14 protein-coding genes are annotated in these 15,869 nt (G+C 36.0%); 10 read left to right on the top strand and 4 right to left on the bottom strand.

From position 1 onward, the window contains the following. The first annotated feature begins 74 nt into the window (after positions 1-74). Both BMY85_RS01910 and BMY85_RS01905 read left to right on the top strand, forming a co-directional pair. Positions 75-1,874 carry an ABC-F family ATP-binding cassette domain-containing protein gene (locus BMY85_RS01910; protein ID WP_092475642.1) on the top strand — a complete coding sequence of 600 codons (1,800 nt, stop codon included), beginning with the start codon at positions 75-77 and terminating at the stop codon, positions 1,872-1,874. An 18-nt stretch (positions 1,875-1,892) separates the two neighbouring features. Beyond that, positions 1,893-3,821 carry an alpha-amylase family glycosyl hydrolase gene (locus tag BMY85_RS01905; protein ID WP_092475640.1) on the top strand — a complete coding sequence of 643 codons (1,929 nt, stop codon included), beginning with the start codon at positions 1,893-1,895 and terminating at the stop codon, positions 3,819-3,821. Positions 3,822-3,901: 80 nt separating this feature from the next. Here the strand turns inward: BMY85_RS01905 and BMY85_RS01900 are convergent, their stop codons facing one another. Then, positions 3,902-5,191, bottom strand: coding sequence for a M18 family aminopeptidase (locus BMY85_RS01900; protein ID WP_092475637.1), 1,290 nt, complete (start codon positions 5,189-5,191; stop codon positions 3,902-3,904). Positions 5,192-5,309: 118 nt separating this feature from the next. Here BMY85_RS01900 and BMY85_RS01895 point away from each other — a divergent pair, with 118 nt between their 5' ends. The 3 genes from BMY85_RS01895 to udk all read left to right on the top strand — a co-directional run bounded on the left by BMY85_RS01895 (position 5,310) and on the right by udk (position 8,772). After that, positions 5,310-5,804: a DUF5721 family protein gene (locus BMY85_RS01895; RefSeq protein WP_092475634.1), complete on the top strand. Its 495-nt coding sequence runs from the start codon at positions 5,310-5,312 to the stop codon at positions 5,802-5,804. Positions 5,805-5,949: 145 nt separating this feature from the next. Continuing rightward, positions 5,950-8,013: a molecular chaperone HtpG gene (gene htpG / locus BMY85_RS01890; RefSeq protein ID WP_092475631.1), complete on the top strand. Its 2,064-nt coding sequence runs from the start codon at positions 5,950-5,952 to the stop codon at positions 8,011-8,013. A gap of 141 nt (positions 8,014-8,154) precedes the next feature. Then, positions 8,155-8,772 carry a uridine kinase gene (gene udk / locus BMY85_RS01885; RefSeq protein WP_092475628.1) on the top strand — a complete coding sequence of 206 codons (618 nt, stop codon included), beginning with the start codon at positions 8,155-8,157 and terminating at the stop codon, positions 8,770-8,772. 91 nt (positions 8,773-8,863) lie between these two features. On the opposite strand, the gene BMY85_RS01880 is transcribed toward udk, so the two are convergent. Both BMY85_RS01880 and BMY85_RS01875 read right to left on the bottom strand, forming a co-directional pair. After that, entirely contained in the window at positions 8,864-9,259 is a 396-nt protein-coding gene (locus BMY85_RS01880; RefSeq protein ID WP_092475625.1) for a hypothetical protein, read from the bottom strand. 156 nt (positions 9,260-9,415) lie between these two features. Next, complete coding sequence (locus BMY85_RS01875) at positions 9,416-10,207, bottom strand: hypothetical protein (protein ID WP_092475622.1); 792 nt, start codon at positions 10,205-10,207, stop codon at positions 9,416-9,418. Positions 10,208-10,424: 217 nt separating this feature from the next. Here BMY85_RS01875 and BMY85_RS01870 point away from each other — a divergent pair, with 217 nt between their 5' ends. The 5 genes from BMY85_RS01870 to BMY85_RS01850 all read left to right on the top strand — a co-directional run bounded on the left by BMY85_RS01870 (position 10,425) and on the right by BMY85_RS01850 (position 14,671). Further along, positions 10,425-11,213, top strand: a complete 789-nt coding sequence (locus BMY85_RS01870) for a polysaccharide deacetylase family protein (protein ID WP_092475619.1) — start codon at positions 10,425-10,427, stop codon at positions 11,211-11,213. A gap of 65 nt (positions 11,214-11,278) precedes the next feature. After that, entirely contained in the window at positions 11,279-11,698 is a 420-nt protein-coding gene (locus BMY85_RS01865; RefSeq protein ID WP_092475617.1) for a DUF4430 domain-containing protein, read from the top strand. 56 nt (positions 11,699-11,754) lie between these two features. Then, positions 11,755-12,192 (top strand): DUF2383 domain-containing protein, encoded by a 438-nt coding sequence (locus BMY85_RS01860; protein WP_092475614.1) that lies wholly within the window; start codon positions 11,755-11,757, stop codon positions 12,190-12,192. A 194-nt stretch (positions 12,193-12,386) separates the two neighbouring features. After that, entirely contained in the window at positions 12,387-13,838 is a 1,452-nt protein-coding gene (locus tag BMY85_RS01855; RefSeq protein WP_092475611.1) for a DEAD/DEAH box helicase, read from the top strand. Beyond that, positions 13,835-14,671, top strand: coding sequence for a peptidylprolyl isomerase (locus BMY85_RS01850; RefSeq protein ID WP_092475608.1), 837 nt, complete (start codon positions 13,835-13,837; stop codon positions 14,669-14,671). The genes BMY85_RS01855 and BMY85_RS01850 overlap by 4 nt, the downstream gene beginning before the upstream one ends. Before the next feature lie 90 nt (positions 14,672-14,761). On the opposite strand, the gene BMY85_RS01845 is transcribed toward BMY85_RS01850, so the two are convergent. After that, positions 14,762-15,772, bottom strand: a complete 1,011-nt coding sequence (locus tag BMY85_RS01845) for a hypothetical protein (RefSeq protein WP_092475605.1) — start codon at positions 15,770-15,772, stop codon at positions 14,762-14,764. Positions 15,773-15,869 lie beyond the last annotated feature (97 nt).

Below are 15,869 nucleotides of genomic sequence, written 5' to 3'. Positions count from 1 at the left end.
AAACCTTTTAACTTGTATTGATTTTCATTCCATAGTATAATGAGTGCTAGATGTGTTTACAGAGGAGCATTAATATGAATTTATTGACGATAGAAAATGTAAGTAAAATATATGGAGAGAAGCAAATATTCAATAAAGTATCTTTCGGTTTAAATGAGGGAGATAAATTTGGTGTAATTGGAATAAATGGAACAGGTAAATCAACTTTTCTGAAAATAACTGCAGGTCTGGAAGAACCAGATGAAGGCAAAGTAACCAAAGGAAACAAAGTCCGCATTGGTTATCTCTCACAGGTCCCTGAATTTGATGAAACATTGACCATTCTTGAAAATGTAGTACGTGGCATTGAAAGTGAAAATGAGCACTGGAATCTAGAAGGCCAGGCAACTTCCATGTTACTGAAACTTGGGCTTTCTGAGCCGGACATGATAACAGGAAAGCTGTCAGGAGGTCAAAAGAAAAGAGCAGCACTTGTTCGTACTTTGTTGAATCCTTCAGAAATTCTGGTTTTAGACGAGCCTACCAACCATTTAGATAATGAAATGACGGAATGGCTAGAGGATTATTTGAACAAATATAAAGGTTCTATTATTATGGTAACTCACGATAGATATTTCCTTGATAAGGTTACCAATAAAATATTAGAAATCGACAAAGCAAAGTTTTACACATATAATGGAAATTATACGGTTTTTCTTACACTGAAAGCAGAACGTGAAGAAATGGAACTTGCTACAGAGCGTAAAAAAGAAAGCATGTACCGTCAGGATTTAGAATGGATGATGCGTGGGGCAAGGGCAAGATCAACGAAGCAGAAAGCACATATCCAGAGATTTGAGGAGTTAAGAGACAGGGAAAAAATCGTAGAAGATAAAAATGTGGAGATAGAATCTGCTTCTGCTAGATTAGGAAGAAAAACTATCGTGATTGAGCACCTGTGTAAAGGATTTGGAGAGAAAAAATTAATTGAAGATTTCAGTTATACCATGGTCAAGGGAGAAAGGCTAGGTATTGTTGGACATAATGGCTGTGGAAAAAGCACTTTGCTTAAATTAATCACAGGAAACCTAGAGCCAGACAGTGGAACAATTGAAATCGGAACTACTGTGAAAATAGGATATTTCTCTCAGGAAAACGAGTATTTAGATGGAGAACTGCGAGTAATTGACTATATAAAAAATGTTGCGGAATATATTGAAATTAGTACAGGCCGTATTTCAGCTTCCCAGATGTTAGAAAGATTTCTGTTTACATCAGATATGCAGTACTCTTATATCAGTAAACTTTCAGGTGGAGAAAAAAGACGTTTATATCTGCTAAAAGTTCTTATGGAAGCACCTAATGTTTTGATTCTGGACGAGCCTACTAATGATTTGGACATTCAGACTCTTACAATTCTAGAACATTATCTTGACAGGTTTGAAGGAATTGTTATTACAGTTTCCCATGACAGATATTTTCTGGACCGTGTAGTTCAGAGAATTCTGGCATTTGAGGGAAATGGAAAGATTAACCAATATGAAGGCGGATTTACAGATTATAAAGAAAATACAACATATGTTATGCCTGCTGTTGGAAATACACCTAAGAAAGAAAAGACAAGTGTAAAAGAAAAGCCAAAGACAAAACGTCTTAAATTTTCTTATCAGGAGCAGAAAGAGTTTGATGAAATAGACGATGTAATTGCAAAGCTAGAAGAAAAATTATCGGAATTAGAATCACAATCAGAAGCGAATGCCAATAACTATGGCAAGCTTAGAGAACTGATGGAAGAAAAAGATAAAGTAGAAGAATTGCTAGATGTCAAAATGGAACGTTGGGTTTATCTTAACAATTTAAATGAACAAATTGAAGCAGAGAAGAATAACCGATAACAGGGATGGAGGCATATTGTGGCAAAAGGGCGTTGTAAAAGCATTCAAATAGAACCGGGAACGGGCTATCCGCTTGGAGCCTGCTGGATAGAGCAAGGTAAAATTCAGTTTTCTATTTCGCTTATGGAAGAACCGGATTGCAAATTGCATATTCTGTCAGGCAAAATAAAAAGAATTGAATATAGTGACTCTGAATTTCCTTCTTATAATGAACAGGAAATGGTGATTCCTGTAGATGAGAAGTATTGCATAGGAGATGTTTTTTCCATCATTGTGCCATTAGAGGAAGATAAGGAATGGTATTATTATTATGAGAAAAATGGAGCCGTAATATCAGACACATATGCACAGCAGATTGTGGGAAGAGAGCTTTGGGGAAAACCAGTTTCTAAAAATCAGATTTACCATAAAGTTAAGAATTTTGACCTCAATCAAAGAATAAGCAGCAGGACAAAGATTAGTTTTCAAGAGTTGCTGATTTACCGCCTTCATGTCAGAGGATTTACCAAGGATCCATCCTCTGGGGTAAAAGAGAAGGGCACATATAAGGGAGTTATAGAAAAAATACCGTATATAAAATCATTGGGTATTAATGCAGTTGAACTTATGCCTTGCTATGAGTTCAGTGAAGTGAAAGACTGTACTTGGCAAAAGAATTATCCGGTCTCATCTTCTATAACTAGGCCGTATTTTCAGGAACAGGAAGATTGGAAACTGAATTACTGGGGATATGCCCAAGATAATTTTTATTTTGCACCAAAAGCATCCTATGCAGCAGTACCTGATAACTGCTGTAATGAATTTAGAGAAATGGTAGATGCTTTGCATGAGAATGGCATTGAAGTGTATATGGAGTTTTATTTTGCATTTAACACGAATCAAAGCCTGATTATAGATTGCCTGCACTTCTGGCAGAAGTATTACCAGATTGATGGTTTTAAGGTTAATCAAGAATGGATTCCAGATAAATTATTGGCCACAGATCCTGTCTTGAATCAGGCAAAACTGTTTACCTGGGACTGGAATATAACGAACTGCTATCCCGATGGAAGAGTTCCTAAAAGAAAGCATTTAGCGGATTATAATGATCAATTTATGAATGCTGCCAGAAGGTTTTTAAAGGGAGACGAGGAACAGGTACTTTCCTTTACCAATGTATTTAAAAATAATCCAGAAGGTAAGGCTGTGATAAATTATCTATCCAATACTGGCAGTATGACATTGATGGATATGGTATCTTATGATGTAAAACATAATGAAGAAAATGGAGAACAAAACCAGGACGGGACGGACTACAATTTTAGCTGGAACTGTGGTGTGGAGGGAAAGACTAGGAAGAAATCAGTTCTGGAGCTTAGGAAAAAGCAGATTCGAAATGCTCTTATGCTATTGTTTTTTAGCCAGGGAGTGCCACTATTAGTGGCAGGCGATGAGTTTGGCAACAGCCAGAATGGAAATAATAATCCGTATTGCCAGGATAATAAGATTACTTGGTTAAACTGGAATGATCAGAATAAAAACAGCTGGATTCTTGAATTTACAAAGAAGTGTATTCAGTTTAGGAAGCAGCATATTTTGTTTCATAGGACAGAACAGCTTAAGGGAATGGATTATATTTCTTGTGGATGTCCTGATATTTCATTCCATGGCCTGCAGACATGGTATCCGGATTATACGAATTACAGTAGAACGCTTGGAATACTATTATGTGGACAATATGCGAAATTAAGCCGTAATGAGTTTGAAAAGGATATGTATATAGCTTACAATTTCCATTGGGAACAGCATGCATTCTCTTTGCCAAATCCAGCAAAGGGAAAAAAATGGGCAGTTCTTGTTCGTACGGATTTAGAAAATGAACAGGAACTGGGTGATGGATTTGAACCTGTTTCTGGCAAGACATATGATGTGCCTGCAAGAACAGTAATTATGTTTATAGAAACTTAACTTTGAAAATAAAAATTCGCGATAGCCGCCAAGGACATGACATAAAGCATGTCTTTGGCAAAGGACACCGCGAATGACATTTATTCTTTAAAAAAGCTGTCTATTATTTTTTCTAATTCCGATTGATCTTTTGTACCCATTAATTCTTTTGCAGAGTGCATTGCAAGAAGTGGAATTCCAATATCAACAGTTTTAACTGGTATCCAGGAAGAAAGAATGGAACCTAGAGTACTTCCGCTTGTCATATCAGAACGGTTTACAAATTTCTGATATTTTACATCATGTGCCTGGCAAATCTGCTCTAAAATGGCAACTGCTTCTGTATCATAGGCATATTTCTGATTGCTGTCTAATTTAAAAACTACACCTTTGCCAAGTTCACAGAAGGAAGTAGGGTCATTTTTGCCAACATAATTCGGATGCAGGCAATGTGCAACATCGACAGATAATGCCATACTGTTAAGGTAAGCACTGTATAAACTTGTGCGGCCATGGCCGATTCCTGTATAAATTTTTTCAAGCAGGATGCTTGTAATGGAAGAATCTGCACCTTGCTTAGTACGGCTTCCGATTTCTTCATTATCATAAAGTGCAATAACATGAATGTTATTTTTGTTTTCATCGTTAATAATACCCTTCAGGCATGCTGTAACACTGGTCAGGTTATCGAGTCTTGGTGACTGGAAAAACTCCTGGTTCAGTCCGATTAATGCTGGATATTCGCAGTTGTAGATACACAAATCAAAATCCAGAATATCAGATATTTCTACTTGTAATTCTTTGGCTAAATATTCCATAAAGAAGTTTTTGTTATTCAATGTTTCGTTCATCATTCCAATGATAGGAGCTAAATCGGTCTGTTTATTCAGTTCCACTCCCTTATTGATTTCCCTGTTAATGTGAATTGCTAAATTAGGGATTGTAAGCAAAGGTAATCTGGCATCAAACAATACGGTTTCAGGATTCATGACACAGTCACTCTTTAAGCATACTTTGCCAGCAACAGAGAGTGGACGGTCTAACCAGGTATTTAGAATTGGTCCGCCATATGTTTCCGTATTTATTTTCAAGTAACCATGTTCGTTCATTTCAGGAAAGGGCTTTATATGAAAACATGGGTGATCGGTATGGGCTGTGGCGATTCTTAAGCTTGGCTGATTGCCGGGTTCACTTCCGATTGTAAAAGCGTAAAGAGTTGTGCCGTAAGGGATTGTATAATATCGTCCACCGCTTTCCAGACTCCAGGCAGAACCAAATGGAAGTTCTGTGAAGCCTTCTGCATCCAGAACCTGTTTTGATTTTGCAACAACATGGTAAGGAGAAGTTGCTTCTTCGATGAACTCTTTTAAACTAGTAATTGCTACATTCATTTCCAAACCTTCTTTCTTAATAGTTTATGTTTTCAATTAAAAATACATATGATATAATTCTAAAATAACGAAACAGCTTTGTCAACGAGGCTTATAAGGAACAGAAACGAGGGATTGCATGCTTTGCCTAAAAATGAGTGATGTAAAAAATGTCATGTCAAAACTGCTGGTACAGACGGTATTTGATAACTTTCTAGTGTCAGAACTGGATGTTGCTACATTTTGTACGCTTCATATAAATGGAAAGATTAATAAATCATGGTATGATACAGGTGAACTGGAAACGTCAGAAGAATACTCCAAATGGAGTCAGATAAAACCTTATGCTTATCAGGTAATTAAGGGAAATAAAGTTCCTGCTTCCATGAAACTTGTTTTCTTTTTATCAGGTGAAAACAAAACACGACTGATTCAGCGGGCAGGTGGAGACTGGAAAGAACATGATATTTCTCAGTTTTGCTTAAATATGAAGTATGAAAATGGGGAAATGTACATTACAACGGGAGTTGCGTACCGCATTTTTACCATGGATCATACCATGCAGGAGCAGTGGGACTATGATTTAAAGAAATTTTTAAAGTATTACCAAATTGAATATGAGGAAGTATCTTAACGGTTATTAGCACTCGATTGAAATGAGTGCTAATTTTTTCTTGACTTTTGATTTGTTAAGTATTAATATAAATAATACAAACGAACATAACACGTATTTACAGCGTGTCAAAATATAAATCGAAGTTTAAGGAGTGAACATTAGTATGGTAAATGAACAAGGCAATTTATCAATTGATTCTGAAAACATATTCCCTATCATAAAGAAATGGTTATATTCTGACCATGATATTTTTATTCGTGAGTTAGTATCCAATGGGTGTGATGCGATAACAAAATTAAAGAAGCTTGACATGATTGGCGAAGTAACATTGGCAGATGATTATAAGCCACAGATTAAAGTAATTGCCAATGCAGAAGACAAAACTCTTAAATTTATTGACAATGGTATTGGCATGACAGCAGATGAAGTAAAAGAATATATCAATCAGATTGCTTTCTCTGGTGCTACTGATTTCTTAAATAAATATAAAGATAAAACTAATGAAGATCAGATTATCGGCCACTTCGGATTAGGTTTTTATTCCGCATTCATGGTAGCAGATAAAGTTACCATTAACACACTTTCTTACAAAGATGGTGCAGAGTCTGTATTGTGGGAATCTGAAGGTGGAATGCAGTTTACGATGGCAGCAGGAAGCAGAATGGAAGCTGGTACGGAAATTACACTTTATTTAAATGAAGACAGCTATGAATTCTCCAATGACTACCGTGTAAAAGAAATTTTAGATAAATACTGTTCTTTCATGCCTGTTGAAATTTATTTTGAAAAAGCCAATGCAGAGCAGGAATTTGAAACAGTTGATTTAGCTGATGTACGCGAAGATGATGTAGTAGTAGAAAATATTGTAGAAGAAGCGAAAACAGAAGAAAAAGAAAATGAAAATGGAGAAAAGGAAATTGTAGAGGTTTCTCCAAGAAAAGAAAAAGCAAAAATCCATAAACGTCCAGTAGCGCTTAACGATACAACACCATTATGGGCAAAACATCCAAATGAGTGCAGTGATGAAGATTATAAAGAATTTTACCGTAAAGTATTCCATGACTGGAAAGAGCCTTTATTCTGGATTCATTTAAATATGGATTATCCATTTAACTTAAAAGGTATTTTATATTTCCCTAAGGTAAATACAGAATACGATAATCTGGAAGGCGTAATTAAGCTTTATAATAATCAGGTATTTATCGCAGATAATATTAAAGAGGTTATTCCTGAATTCCTGATGTTATTAAAAGGGGTAATTGATTGTCCAGACCTTCCACTTAATGTATCAAGAAGCGCTTTACAGAATGATGGATTTGTTAAGAAAATTTCTGACTACATTACTAAAAAGGTAGCAGATAAGCTGTCTGGCATGTATAAAGTAGATCGTGAAAATTATGAAAAATACTGGGATGACATTCATCCATTTATCAAATACGGCTGCTTAAAAGACGATAAGTTCCGTGAAAAAATGAAAGATTTCATTATTTTCAAAAACTTAGAGGACAAGTTTGTTACATTATCTGAATATGTAGAGGCTGTAAATCCTAAGAAAGAGGAACAAGAGACTGAAGCAGTGGAAGAAAAGGCGGAAGAAAATACAGAGAACAAAGAAGAAGAGAAAACGACAGTTTACTATGTAACAGATCTTCAGCAGCAGAGCCAGTATGTAAAAATGTTTAAGGAAGAAGGCTTAGATGCGTTAATCCTTACTCATAATATTGACCAGCCATTTATCACACAATTAGAACAAAGTGATGACAAGGTCAAATTCCAGAGAATAGATGCTGATTTAACAGAATCCTTTAAAGAGGATCAGGTAGATGAAGAAACATTAAAGAAAGAAACAGAATCTTTAACAGACTTATTTAGAAAGGCTTTAAGTAATGACAAACTGGATGTAAAAGTTGAGAAGCTAAAGAATGCAAATGTTTCTTCCATGATTACATTATCAGAAGAAAGCCGCAGAATGCAGGATATGATGAAAATGTACAACATGGGTGGAATGGATCCAGCAATGTTTGGTGGCCAGGGTGAAACATTAGTGCTTAACTCTAACAACCAGCTGGTACAGTATTTATTACAGAATCCAGAAGGAGAATCTGTAAGCTTAATTTGCCAGCAGCTTTATGATTTAGCAATGTTAAGCCATAAGCCATTACAAGCAGAGGAATTAACAGCATTTATTGCAAGAAGCAATGAGCTTATGATGAAATTAGCCAAATAGTCTTTAGATAGAGCCAAAAAGGCGGTTACTTCGGTAACCGCCTTTTTACTTGCACTAAAAATGTGTCTTGATTCCAGCCCGTGTTTTGGTTTATAATATAAAGCTGATATGAGATATAAATAGGTACATTGGAGGAAGAGCATGCAGACCATGGTAATAGGGATTGCTGGCGGAACCGGATCGGGAAAATCAACGCTGGCAGATAGATTAAAAGAAGCATTTGAAGGTGAAATGGTCAGTTTATCACATGACTATTATTATAAATCAAACGATCATCTGACATATGAAGAACGTACCAAGTTAAATTACGATCATCCAGATGCATTTGATACAGAGCTTTTAATTGAACATGTAAAACAGCTGAAAAGGGGAAATGCTATTGAACATCCAGTATACTCTTTTGTAGAGCATACACGTATGAAAGAAAAGGTGAAAGTAGAACCTGCACGTGTAATTCTTGTAGATGGCATTTTGATTTTTGAGAATAAAGAGTTATGTGAACTTATGGATATTAAAGTGTTTGTAGATACAGATGCAGATGTCCGCATTATCAGAAGACTGCTTCGTGATGTACAAGACAGGGGCAGGAGCTTGGATTCTGTTATTAGCCAGTATTTGAATACAGTGAAGCCAATGCATGAAGAATTTGTAGAACCAAGTAAAAAGAGAGCAGATATTATCATTCCAGAAGGTGGATTTAATTCTGTTGCGCTAGATATGTTATTAGAAAGAGTAAGAAGTTTTATCGCTTCCTGTTAAAAAAAGCTGTCAGGCTAAACATAAATTAGTTTGACAGCTTTTTTTTGTGGCAGGAAATTTAAGTGCAGTGTTTCTCTTTTTTGAAGCAGCATCAAGTCTTGCTTCGGAATGAATATCCACATTTGGGGCATCTGATTTCCACGTTTCCTTTTCCTCTTGGAACACGAATAGCCTGTTTGCAGTTCATGCATTTGAAGTAACGGTAATGAGGCAGATCCTTTGCCATACGAATATATTTTCTAGATGTTTTTTTGCTTTTTCCAAAGAAATTAAGCCAGAGAGTATTTTCTTTCTGGCGGCTGGCAAAGTTCTTAGAAAACATACGAAACAGTGCATATACTACCAAAACACTTGATGTAAGGTAAAAAATACGAATATGGAAGAAGGAATACAGTAAGGAAAGTACCACACTGCCTACAATAAGAGCAGTTGTAAATTGATCAACACCATAACGTCCATAAAGAATTTTTCTGAAAAAATTACGCATAACTGATTTCCTCTCTGTAGAATAACCTTTAATATACTAAAAGTTTATCATATCGGGAAATAAAAAGAAATAAGTATACTATGAATAAATGTTAAAAAAGAATAAACTTCATTGAAAAAGCTCCTTTGAGACCAGGAGCTTAGAAGTACGTCGTATTTATTCCTCTGAATCAGAGTTATTAAGTGGCATAACATTATCAGGAGCATTAACTTCTTCTGTTGCAGCAGCTTCATCTGCTGGCTTTTTAATATGGCCAATTTCTAACACATCTGATAATTTTAACTGATCTACTAAATGATCAAATATGTAATGGCATCCTACATGGGTATCATAAGGATAAGCCTTGATTGTATTAATAAATATACCCGCATACAATTTGGTTTCTTTACTGAAAACAGCTACTTCTTTTTGTAATGCACGGGCACGTTTTGAGTCAAGTTCCATGTAAACTCTTGCAATTTGTGTAGCATATATGTACTCGGCATATACTTGGTTATCTGCAGTAATAGGAAGTTTTTTCTCTGTAAAATAGCGAAAACGGAAGTGCAGCTCTGTATAAAGGGCCTCTAACTTCTTTACATCTTTTGGATATCCATTATCGTTTAAAACATGGTTTACAAACATATCTAAAACAAGACTGTTAATAGCATGAGCTAATTGCACCGTCTGTGGATCGTCAGGAGTTTTGCTTCTTACGAATGGAAACTGTTCTTCTATCTGTACACAGTGACAGAACTGATGAATAAATGCCTTTTCAGCCATAGGACCTAATGCGTCAGGATTAATATAAAGCGGGTAACAATTTGGGTCGTCATTAACCATAAAACAAGGTTTTTCCGTATTATCTGTTATATGCAAGGCAATTGGTTTCTCCTCTTTAAATTGATATATGCTCATAATTCGATGTGCAACTGGCGATAAGCTTGCTATAAATTCTTGACCTGTCATAATTTACACCCCTTCTTTGGTTATCGTTGGTCTGCAAAGATGCCGCAAAACCTACTACAATTTTAACGTATATACGAAATCGTGTAAATGCTTTTTTGCAAGATGTTATGTTTTTCGCTGTATAAGTCATATTAGGCAAAGGGAAAAAGTGGAATAGTTTAGATTGTCTTAAATATATTGATAGTAATACTTGAATATTGGAAGCAGGAGGAAAGAAATGGACATTGAAAAAGAAAGAGAAAGAATTGCAAAATTTATTAAAGCAGGTTTATTTGGACTGTCATTTGTGGTTCTGGCAAGCTGCATATTTTTTTATATACCAAGAGCAGTTTCTGCCTTTCATCAAGAAGCAAAAACAAAAGAAATGCCTATCAGAAGTGTATGCTGTAATGAGAAAAAAGTAGCACTGAGTTTTGATGTTTCGGGAGGAGAAAAGAAGGTAGAAGAAATCCTTGATGTCCTAGATGAGCAAGGAATTCCAGCAGCCTTTTTTATGACAGGGGACTGGATACAGAAACATCCAGATGCGGTACGAAAAATATATGAAGCAGGACATGATATTGGAAACCATAGCCAGAGTCATAAACAGATGGAGAGACTTTCAAAGGAAGATTGCATAAGGCAGATTAAAGAAGCCCACAAACTTGTAAAAGATATGCTAGGCGTGGATATGAACCTGTTTCGTGCCCCATATGGAGAGTTTAGTAAAAACATTTTGGAAGCATCTAGGCAGTCAGGGTATTACCCGATTAAATGGAATGTAGATTCTAAGGACTGGAAGGATTATGGGACTGCGGCAATTGTAAACGAGATCTGCAATAACCAGGAGTTAAAAGAAGGTTCCATTGTTTTGTGCCATACAAGTACTAAATTTATAAAAAATGCATTGAATAAAGTTGTTTTGGTACTTCAAAAGAGAGGGTATTCCTTTGAAAGAATTTCGGATATGATTTATAAATACGATTATCATCTTAACAAAGATGGAAGACAAATACAAAATTCATAGAAATGCTTTACTAATTACTTATAATTCCGTATAATTTTCTTAAAAAGAAGAAAGATGGGGATTATATGGATAAAAGGAAGAGTTTAAAATGGGAGCTGGCAGTCAGTGCAGCATTATTGGCAGCAGCTATATTAGCGGCGATTTTGGTAGGAGGAAATTTTAAACAAAAAGGAAATGTCAGTGGACAAAGCAGTTTTCAAGTACAGGTTCAGATTGTAAATGATGCGGAGTCATACAATAAGAATTATAAATTTAAGACAAAAGAAAAAACACTAGGTGATTTGTTAGTAAAAGAAGATCTGATTACATATAAAGATTCAGAATATGGTAAATTTATTACTGCAGCAGATGGAATGGAAGCAGATGAATCCAAAGAACAGTGGTGGAATGTTGAAGTGAATGGAGAAGCATCCCAGACAGGCATTGATGGAATCCAAATAAAAGATGGGGATAAGTATACATTAACTATGATGACTGGATATTAATAAGAAAGCCCAAAGTGGTAAATACTACTCCTATAATCAGATAGGAGAGATGTAATATGGCAAATGAAGATACGATTTGTTTGTTAAAAGAATGCAATGCAGGTGTTAAGATGGCTGTAAAAAGTTTTGATGAGGTAATGGACCGCATTAAATCCTTAGAAATGCGCCAGAAGCTAGAAGAATCAAGAAGCAAGCATAAGGAAATTGAAGAAAAAACAGAATCACGTCTAAAGGACTATGGAGAAGAAGAAAAAGAGCCTAGTAAAATGGCAACAGCTATGGCATGGATGAAAATCAATGTAAAATATGCTACGGAGCCTACTGACAGCGAAATTGCCAGTTTAATGATTGATGGATGCAATATGGGCATTCAGTCTATAAGCCGTTATTTCAACAAATATCCTGCTGCTCATGAAGAAGTGAAAAAAATGGTAGACGATATTGTAAAATTAGAACAAAAGCTTATGGATGAACTTCGTTTTTATCTGAATTAAGACAAAAAAGTGCCGATTTAGGGATTTGAAAAATCACTAAACGGCACTTTTCTTTTTTTCTGTACTAAAAAGGAATGCATATGAATTACTTAGTGTGATTTGCCCTCTTTTTATTTTTCAAAAAATCTGTTAAGATAAAAAGGTTGAAAACACAGAAATTTCATCAAATAAACGTATAATAAAAGGGTAAAAATATGGAACAGAATTTATTTTCAAGGTATGGCCTTAGTAAGGAAATCCTTGAAGCGTTGACAATGTTAAGGTATCATGCTCCAACAAAGGTCCAGGAACAAGTCATTCCTGAAGTTTTAGATGGAAACGATATTGTGGTAAAATCCAAAACTGGAAGTGGGAAAACAGCGGCTTTTGGAGTGCCATTATGTGAAAAGGTGGATTGGGATGAAAATCATCCACAAGCCATTGTACTAGAGCCAACAAGGGAACTTGCCGTACAAGTAAGTAACGAACTTTTTCATATTGGACGAAGAAAACGACTGAAGGTGCCTGCTGTATTCGGAGGATTTCCAATTGATAAGCAGATACGAACCGTGAAACAGAAATCTCATATAGTAGTGGGAACTCCTGGAAGAACCTTGGATCTTATTGGGAGAGAAGCACTGAAGTCAGATAAGGTGAAATATGTGGTCATTGATGAAGCGGATCTGATGTTTGATATGGGGTTTTTAGATGATGTAAAAAAAGTACTTAGTCTGCTTCCAGAAAAACGGGTTACCATGCTGTTTTCTGCTACCATAGATGAAAATGTGGAAAAGCTAAGTCAGAACTATATGAAAGAGGCAAAAGATATTTACTTAGAAAGTAAAACATTAACGGTGGATCAGATTGAACAGATTGCTTACGAAGTGGAAAATGAAGAGAAGTTTTCGTGCCTTATGGATGTTCTGGTTCAGGAAAATCCAAAGAGCTGTATGATATTCTGTGCAACCAGGGATATGGTAAATGTTTTATACCGTCAGCTTAGAAAAGCGAAAGTCCGCTGCTGCATGCTTCATGGTCTTGTGGATCAGAAAGAGAGACTTCGGGTGATTGAAGATTTCAGGGAAGGCAGGTTTTATTACCTGATTGCTACAGAAGTAGCTGCAAGAGGAATTGACTTTGAAGAAATCTCACATGTCATCAATTATGATTTTCCTACCTCTAAGGAGTCTTATGTACACAGAATAGGAAGAACGGGGCGTAATGGAAAATCTGGAAAGGCAATTAGTTTTGTCAGACAGGAAGACATCAAAATGAAGCAGTCTGTAGAGAGATATACCAATGTTCCTATACAGATGGCAGAGAAAGTACGATTTTCTGATAATGACAGTGAAAGAGCGGAGAAGGAGAAAGAATTCCGGAAACGCCAGCAGCAGAAAATGCAGCCTAAAAAAAGTAAGGGAGCAGTGTTCCAGAAAGACATTACCAGGCTTTCTATTGGCGGTGGAAGAAAATCAAAACTTCGTGCTGGAGATATTGTAGGTACCATATGCAGCATGGAAGGTGTGACGGCAGAAGATATCGGGATTATTGACGTTCGTGATAGTATCACATATGTAGAAATTCTGAACAAAAAGGGAAAATCAGTGTATGAACAGCTACAGGAAAAAACCATTAAGGGAAAACGAAGAAAGGTGAAAATGCGATGAGAAAAAGTAAGTTTTTTAAGAAAGCAGCAGTATTCGGCTGTGTGTTAGCTTTATCAGCAGCTTTAACAGGATGTGGGTCAAAGGATACAAAAGCTGAAAAAGATTCAGGTGCAGCCAGTAAAGAAGAAACACAAGAGGCACAGGCAGAAAATATAGAAGATGTGCAAGCTCCAACGGATAAGGTAATTGACCAGCTGGCAGGCCCAGAAAAGGGTGAGACGGTTGCTACACTTCATATAAAAGATTATGGTGATATAAAAGTGCATTTCTTTCCAGATGCAGCACCAAAGGCTGTGAAGAACTTTACTACTTTGGCTAAAAATGGGTATTATAATGGCATAACATTCCACCGTGTTATAGAGAACTTCATGATTCAGGGTGGCGATCCACAAGGAACTGGAATGGGAGGCGAAAGCATCTGGGGAAAATCTTTTGAAGATGAAATTAACCAGTACCTGATTCCTTTGCGGGGTTCTTTATGCATGGCGAATGCAGGTGGCGGAAACACTAATGGAAGCCAGTTCTTTCTTACTCAGGAATCATCTATTGTATCACAGGATAAAGAAGAGTTAAAACAGGCATTTGCACAGTATGTACAGCAGTACAAACAACAGACAGGCTTGCCATTAGAAGCATATGATGACAGCGTAATTGATAACTATCTAAAAGCTGGCGGTTCTATTTATCTAAGTGGTGGTTATACTGTATTTGGACAAGTATACGACGGCCTTGATGTGTTAGACAAGATTGCAGCAACAAAAACGGATGAAAACGATAAGCCTTTAGAGGATGTTGTAATTGAATCTATTGATGTAGCAGAATATGAGGCATAGAAATTACAGAATAAGTTAAACAGTGTTAGCAAAAAAACATCCAGATATATCAATCCTGGATGTTTTTTACGCTTTATTAAAACGACATGTTTATTTGATACGAACAAAATCGTATACAGAATAATTGAGTAAGTTGATTGCCTGGTAATCAGCACCTTTGGATGCAGCTTTAGAAAATGCAAATTCAATTTTATAGGCCGCCATATCACTTTCTTCGCCATTGACAAAATATTTGGATGGGAAAAGGGCTAAATAATAACCGTTTTTTCCTTCTGCGATATTCATAGCTTTGATTTTATTATCACAAGCGTAAGTTCCGTAATGTACATTATCCATACTCTTTGAAGAATCGCTATACCAATAGTAAGTACCATCTTTCCTTAATTCCAGATAACCTTTGGAACCAGCATCTAATTCGCCAATCAGTTCTTTTTTCGCTTCCTGTTCCCCTTTGTTATCAGGAACATCTAAAATACAGCTGTCTAAAATAGTCAGGGCATTAGATTTGAAAGCTTCAAAATCATCGCCAACTCCCATGTAGGAAATAGAATAGGCATAATAGTTTTTGCCATAGGTACGCTGAATATAATACTGAGTATCATCTCCAGAGCCTGTCTGGTAGGAACATTCATACCAGATGTCGCCATTTACTTTGATTTCTTTCATGTCTTTGATTATTTTTATATCTTTTTCCTGTGCTTTGGCAGCATCTAGAGAACGTTTCATCATGTCCTGTGGAATTTGATACGTAGTTTCCTGGCTGCAAGTAACTCCAATTATGGTATTTCCTCTTGTAAAGGCCAGTGTAGCATCTTGGCTTTTCTCAGCATCATAAGTCCACTTGCTGTTATAATATAATTTTAAATCACCTAAGCCTGCTTCAATCTTATTGATGGAGGTACTGGTTTTAGGAGTAGAAGTAGCAGATTCCTTCGGCTGATTGGATGTATTTGGTGTAACAGTTGTATTTTCACTAGCTTGTGAAGCTGGAACCTTGGATGTTTTGGTTTCAGCAGGTTTTTGTTTACAGGCAGTTATGCTAAGAGCCATAACACATGAGATTAGAAATGCTGAAATTTTTTTCACTGAAGTTTTTTTCATAAAAATATTCCTCCAAATATAATTTTAAGCCATTTACTTGTTAGTATAGTACAAAAAGATATTTTCTACAATAGTTTGTTTTATAAAAAGTACACAA

Source organism: [Clostridium] polysaccharolyticum (genome assembly GCF_900111595.1).
Classification (GTDB): Bacteria; Bacillota; Clostridia; order Lachnospirales; family Lachnospiraceae; genus Clostridium_AI; species Clostridium_AI polysaccharolyticum.
The sequence above is the reverse complement of the archived record's forward strand: the minus strand, read 5'-3'. Positions and strand labels throughout refer to the sequence as shown.

What these genes read in the sequence shown, in the direction of transcription:
- htpG (WP_092475631.1), top strand. Translation starts at nt 5,950, where the DNA reads ATGGTAAATGAACAAGGCAATTTATCAATTGATTCTGAAAACATATTC.
- BMY85_RS01870 (WP_092475619.1), top strand. Translation starts at nt 10,425, where the DNA reads ATGGACATTGAAAAAGAAAGAGAAAGAATTGCAAAATTTATTAAAGCA.
- BMY85_RS01880 (WP_092475625.1), bottom strand. Translation starts at nt 9,259, where the DNA reads ATGCGTAATTTTTTCAGAAAAATTCTTTATGGACGTTATGGTGTTGAT.
- udk (WP_092475628.1), top strand. Translation starts at nt 8,155, where the DNA reads ATGCAGACCATGGTAATAGGGATTGCTGGCGGAACCGGATCGGGAAAA.
- BMY85_RS01850 (WP_092475608.1), top strand. Translation starts at nt 13,835, where the DNA reads ATGAGAAAAAGTAAGTTTTTTAAGAAAGCAGCAGTATTCGGCTGTGTG.
- BMY85_RS01865 (WP_092475617.1), top strand. Translation starts at nt 11,279, where the DNA reads ATGGATAAAAGGAAGAGTTTAAAATGGGAGCTGGCAGTCAGTGCAGCA.
- BMY85_RS01900 (WP_092475637.1), bottom strand. Translation starts at nt 5,191, where the DNA reads ATGAATGTAGCAATTACTAGTTTAAAAGAGTTCATCGAAGAAGCAACT.
- BMY85_RS01860 (WP_092475614.1), top strand. Translation starts at nt 11,755, where the DNA reads ATGGCAAATGAAGATACGATTTGTTTGTTAAAAGAATGCAATGCAGGT.
- BMY85_RS01855 (WP_092475611.1), top strand. Translation starts at nt 12,387, where the DNA reads ATGGAACAGAATTTATTTTCAAGGTATGGCCTTAGTAAGGAAATCCTT.
- BMY85_RS01895 (WP_092475634.1), top strand. Translation starts at nt 5,310, where the DNA reads ATGCTTTGCCTAAAAATGAGTGATGTAAAAAATGTCATGTCAAAACTG.
- BMY85_RS01845 (WP_092475605.1), bottom strand. Translation starts at nt 15,772, where the DNA reads ATGAAAAAAACTTCAGTGAAAAAAATTTCAGCATTTCTAATCTCATGT.
- BMY85_RS01875 (WP_092475622.1), bottom strand. Translation starts at nt 10,207, where the DNA reads ATGACAGGTCAAGAATTTATAGCAAGCTTATCGCCAGTTGCACATCGA.
- BMY85_RS01910 (WP_092475642.1), top strand. Translation starts at nt 75, where the DNA reads ATGAATTTATTGACGATAGAAAATGTAAGTAAAATATATGGAGAGAAG.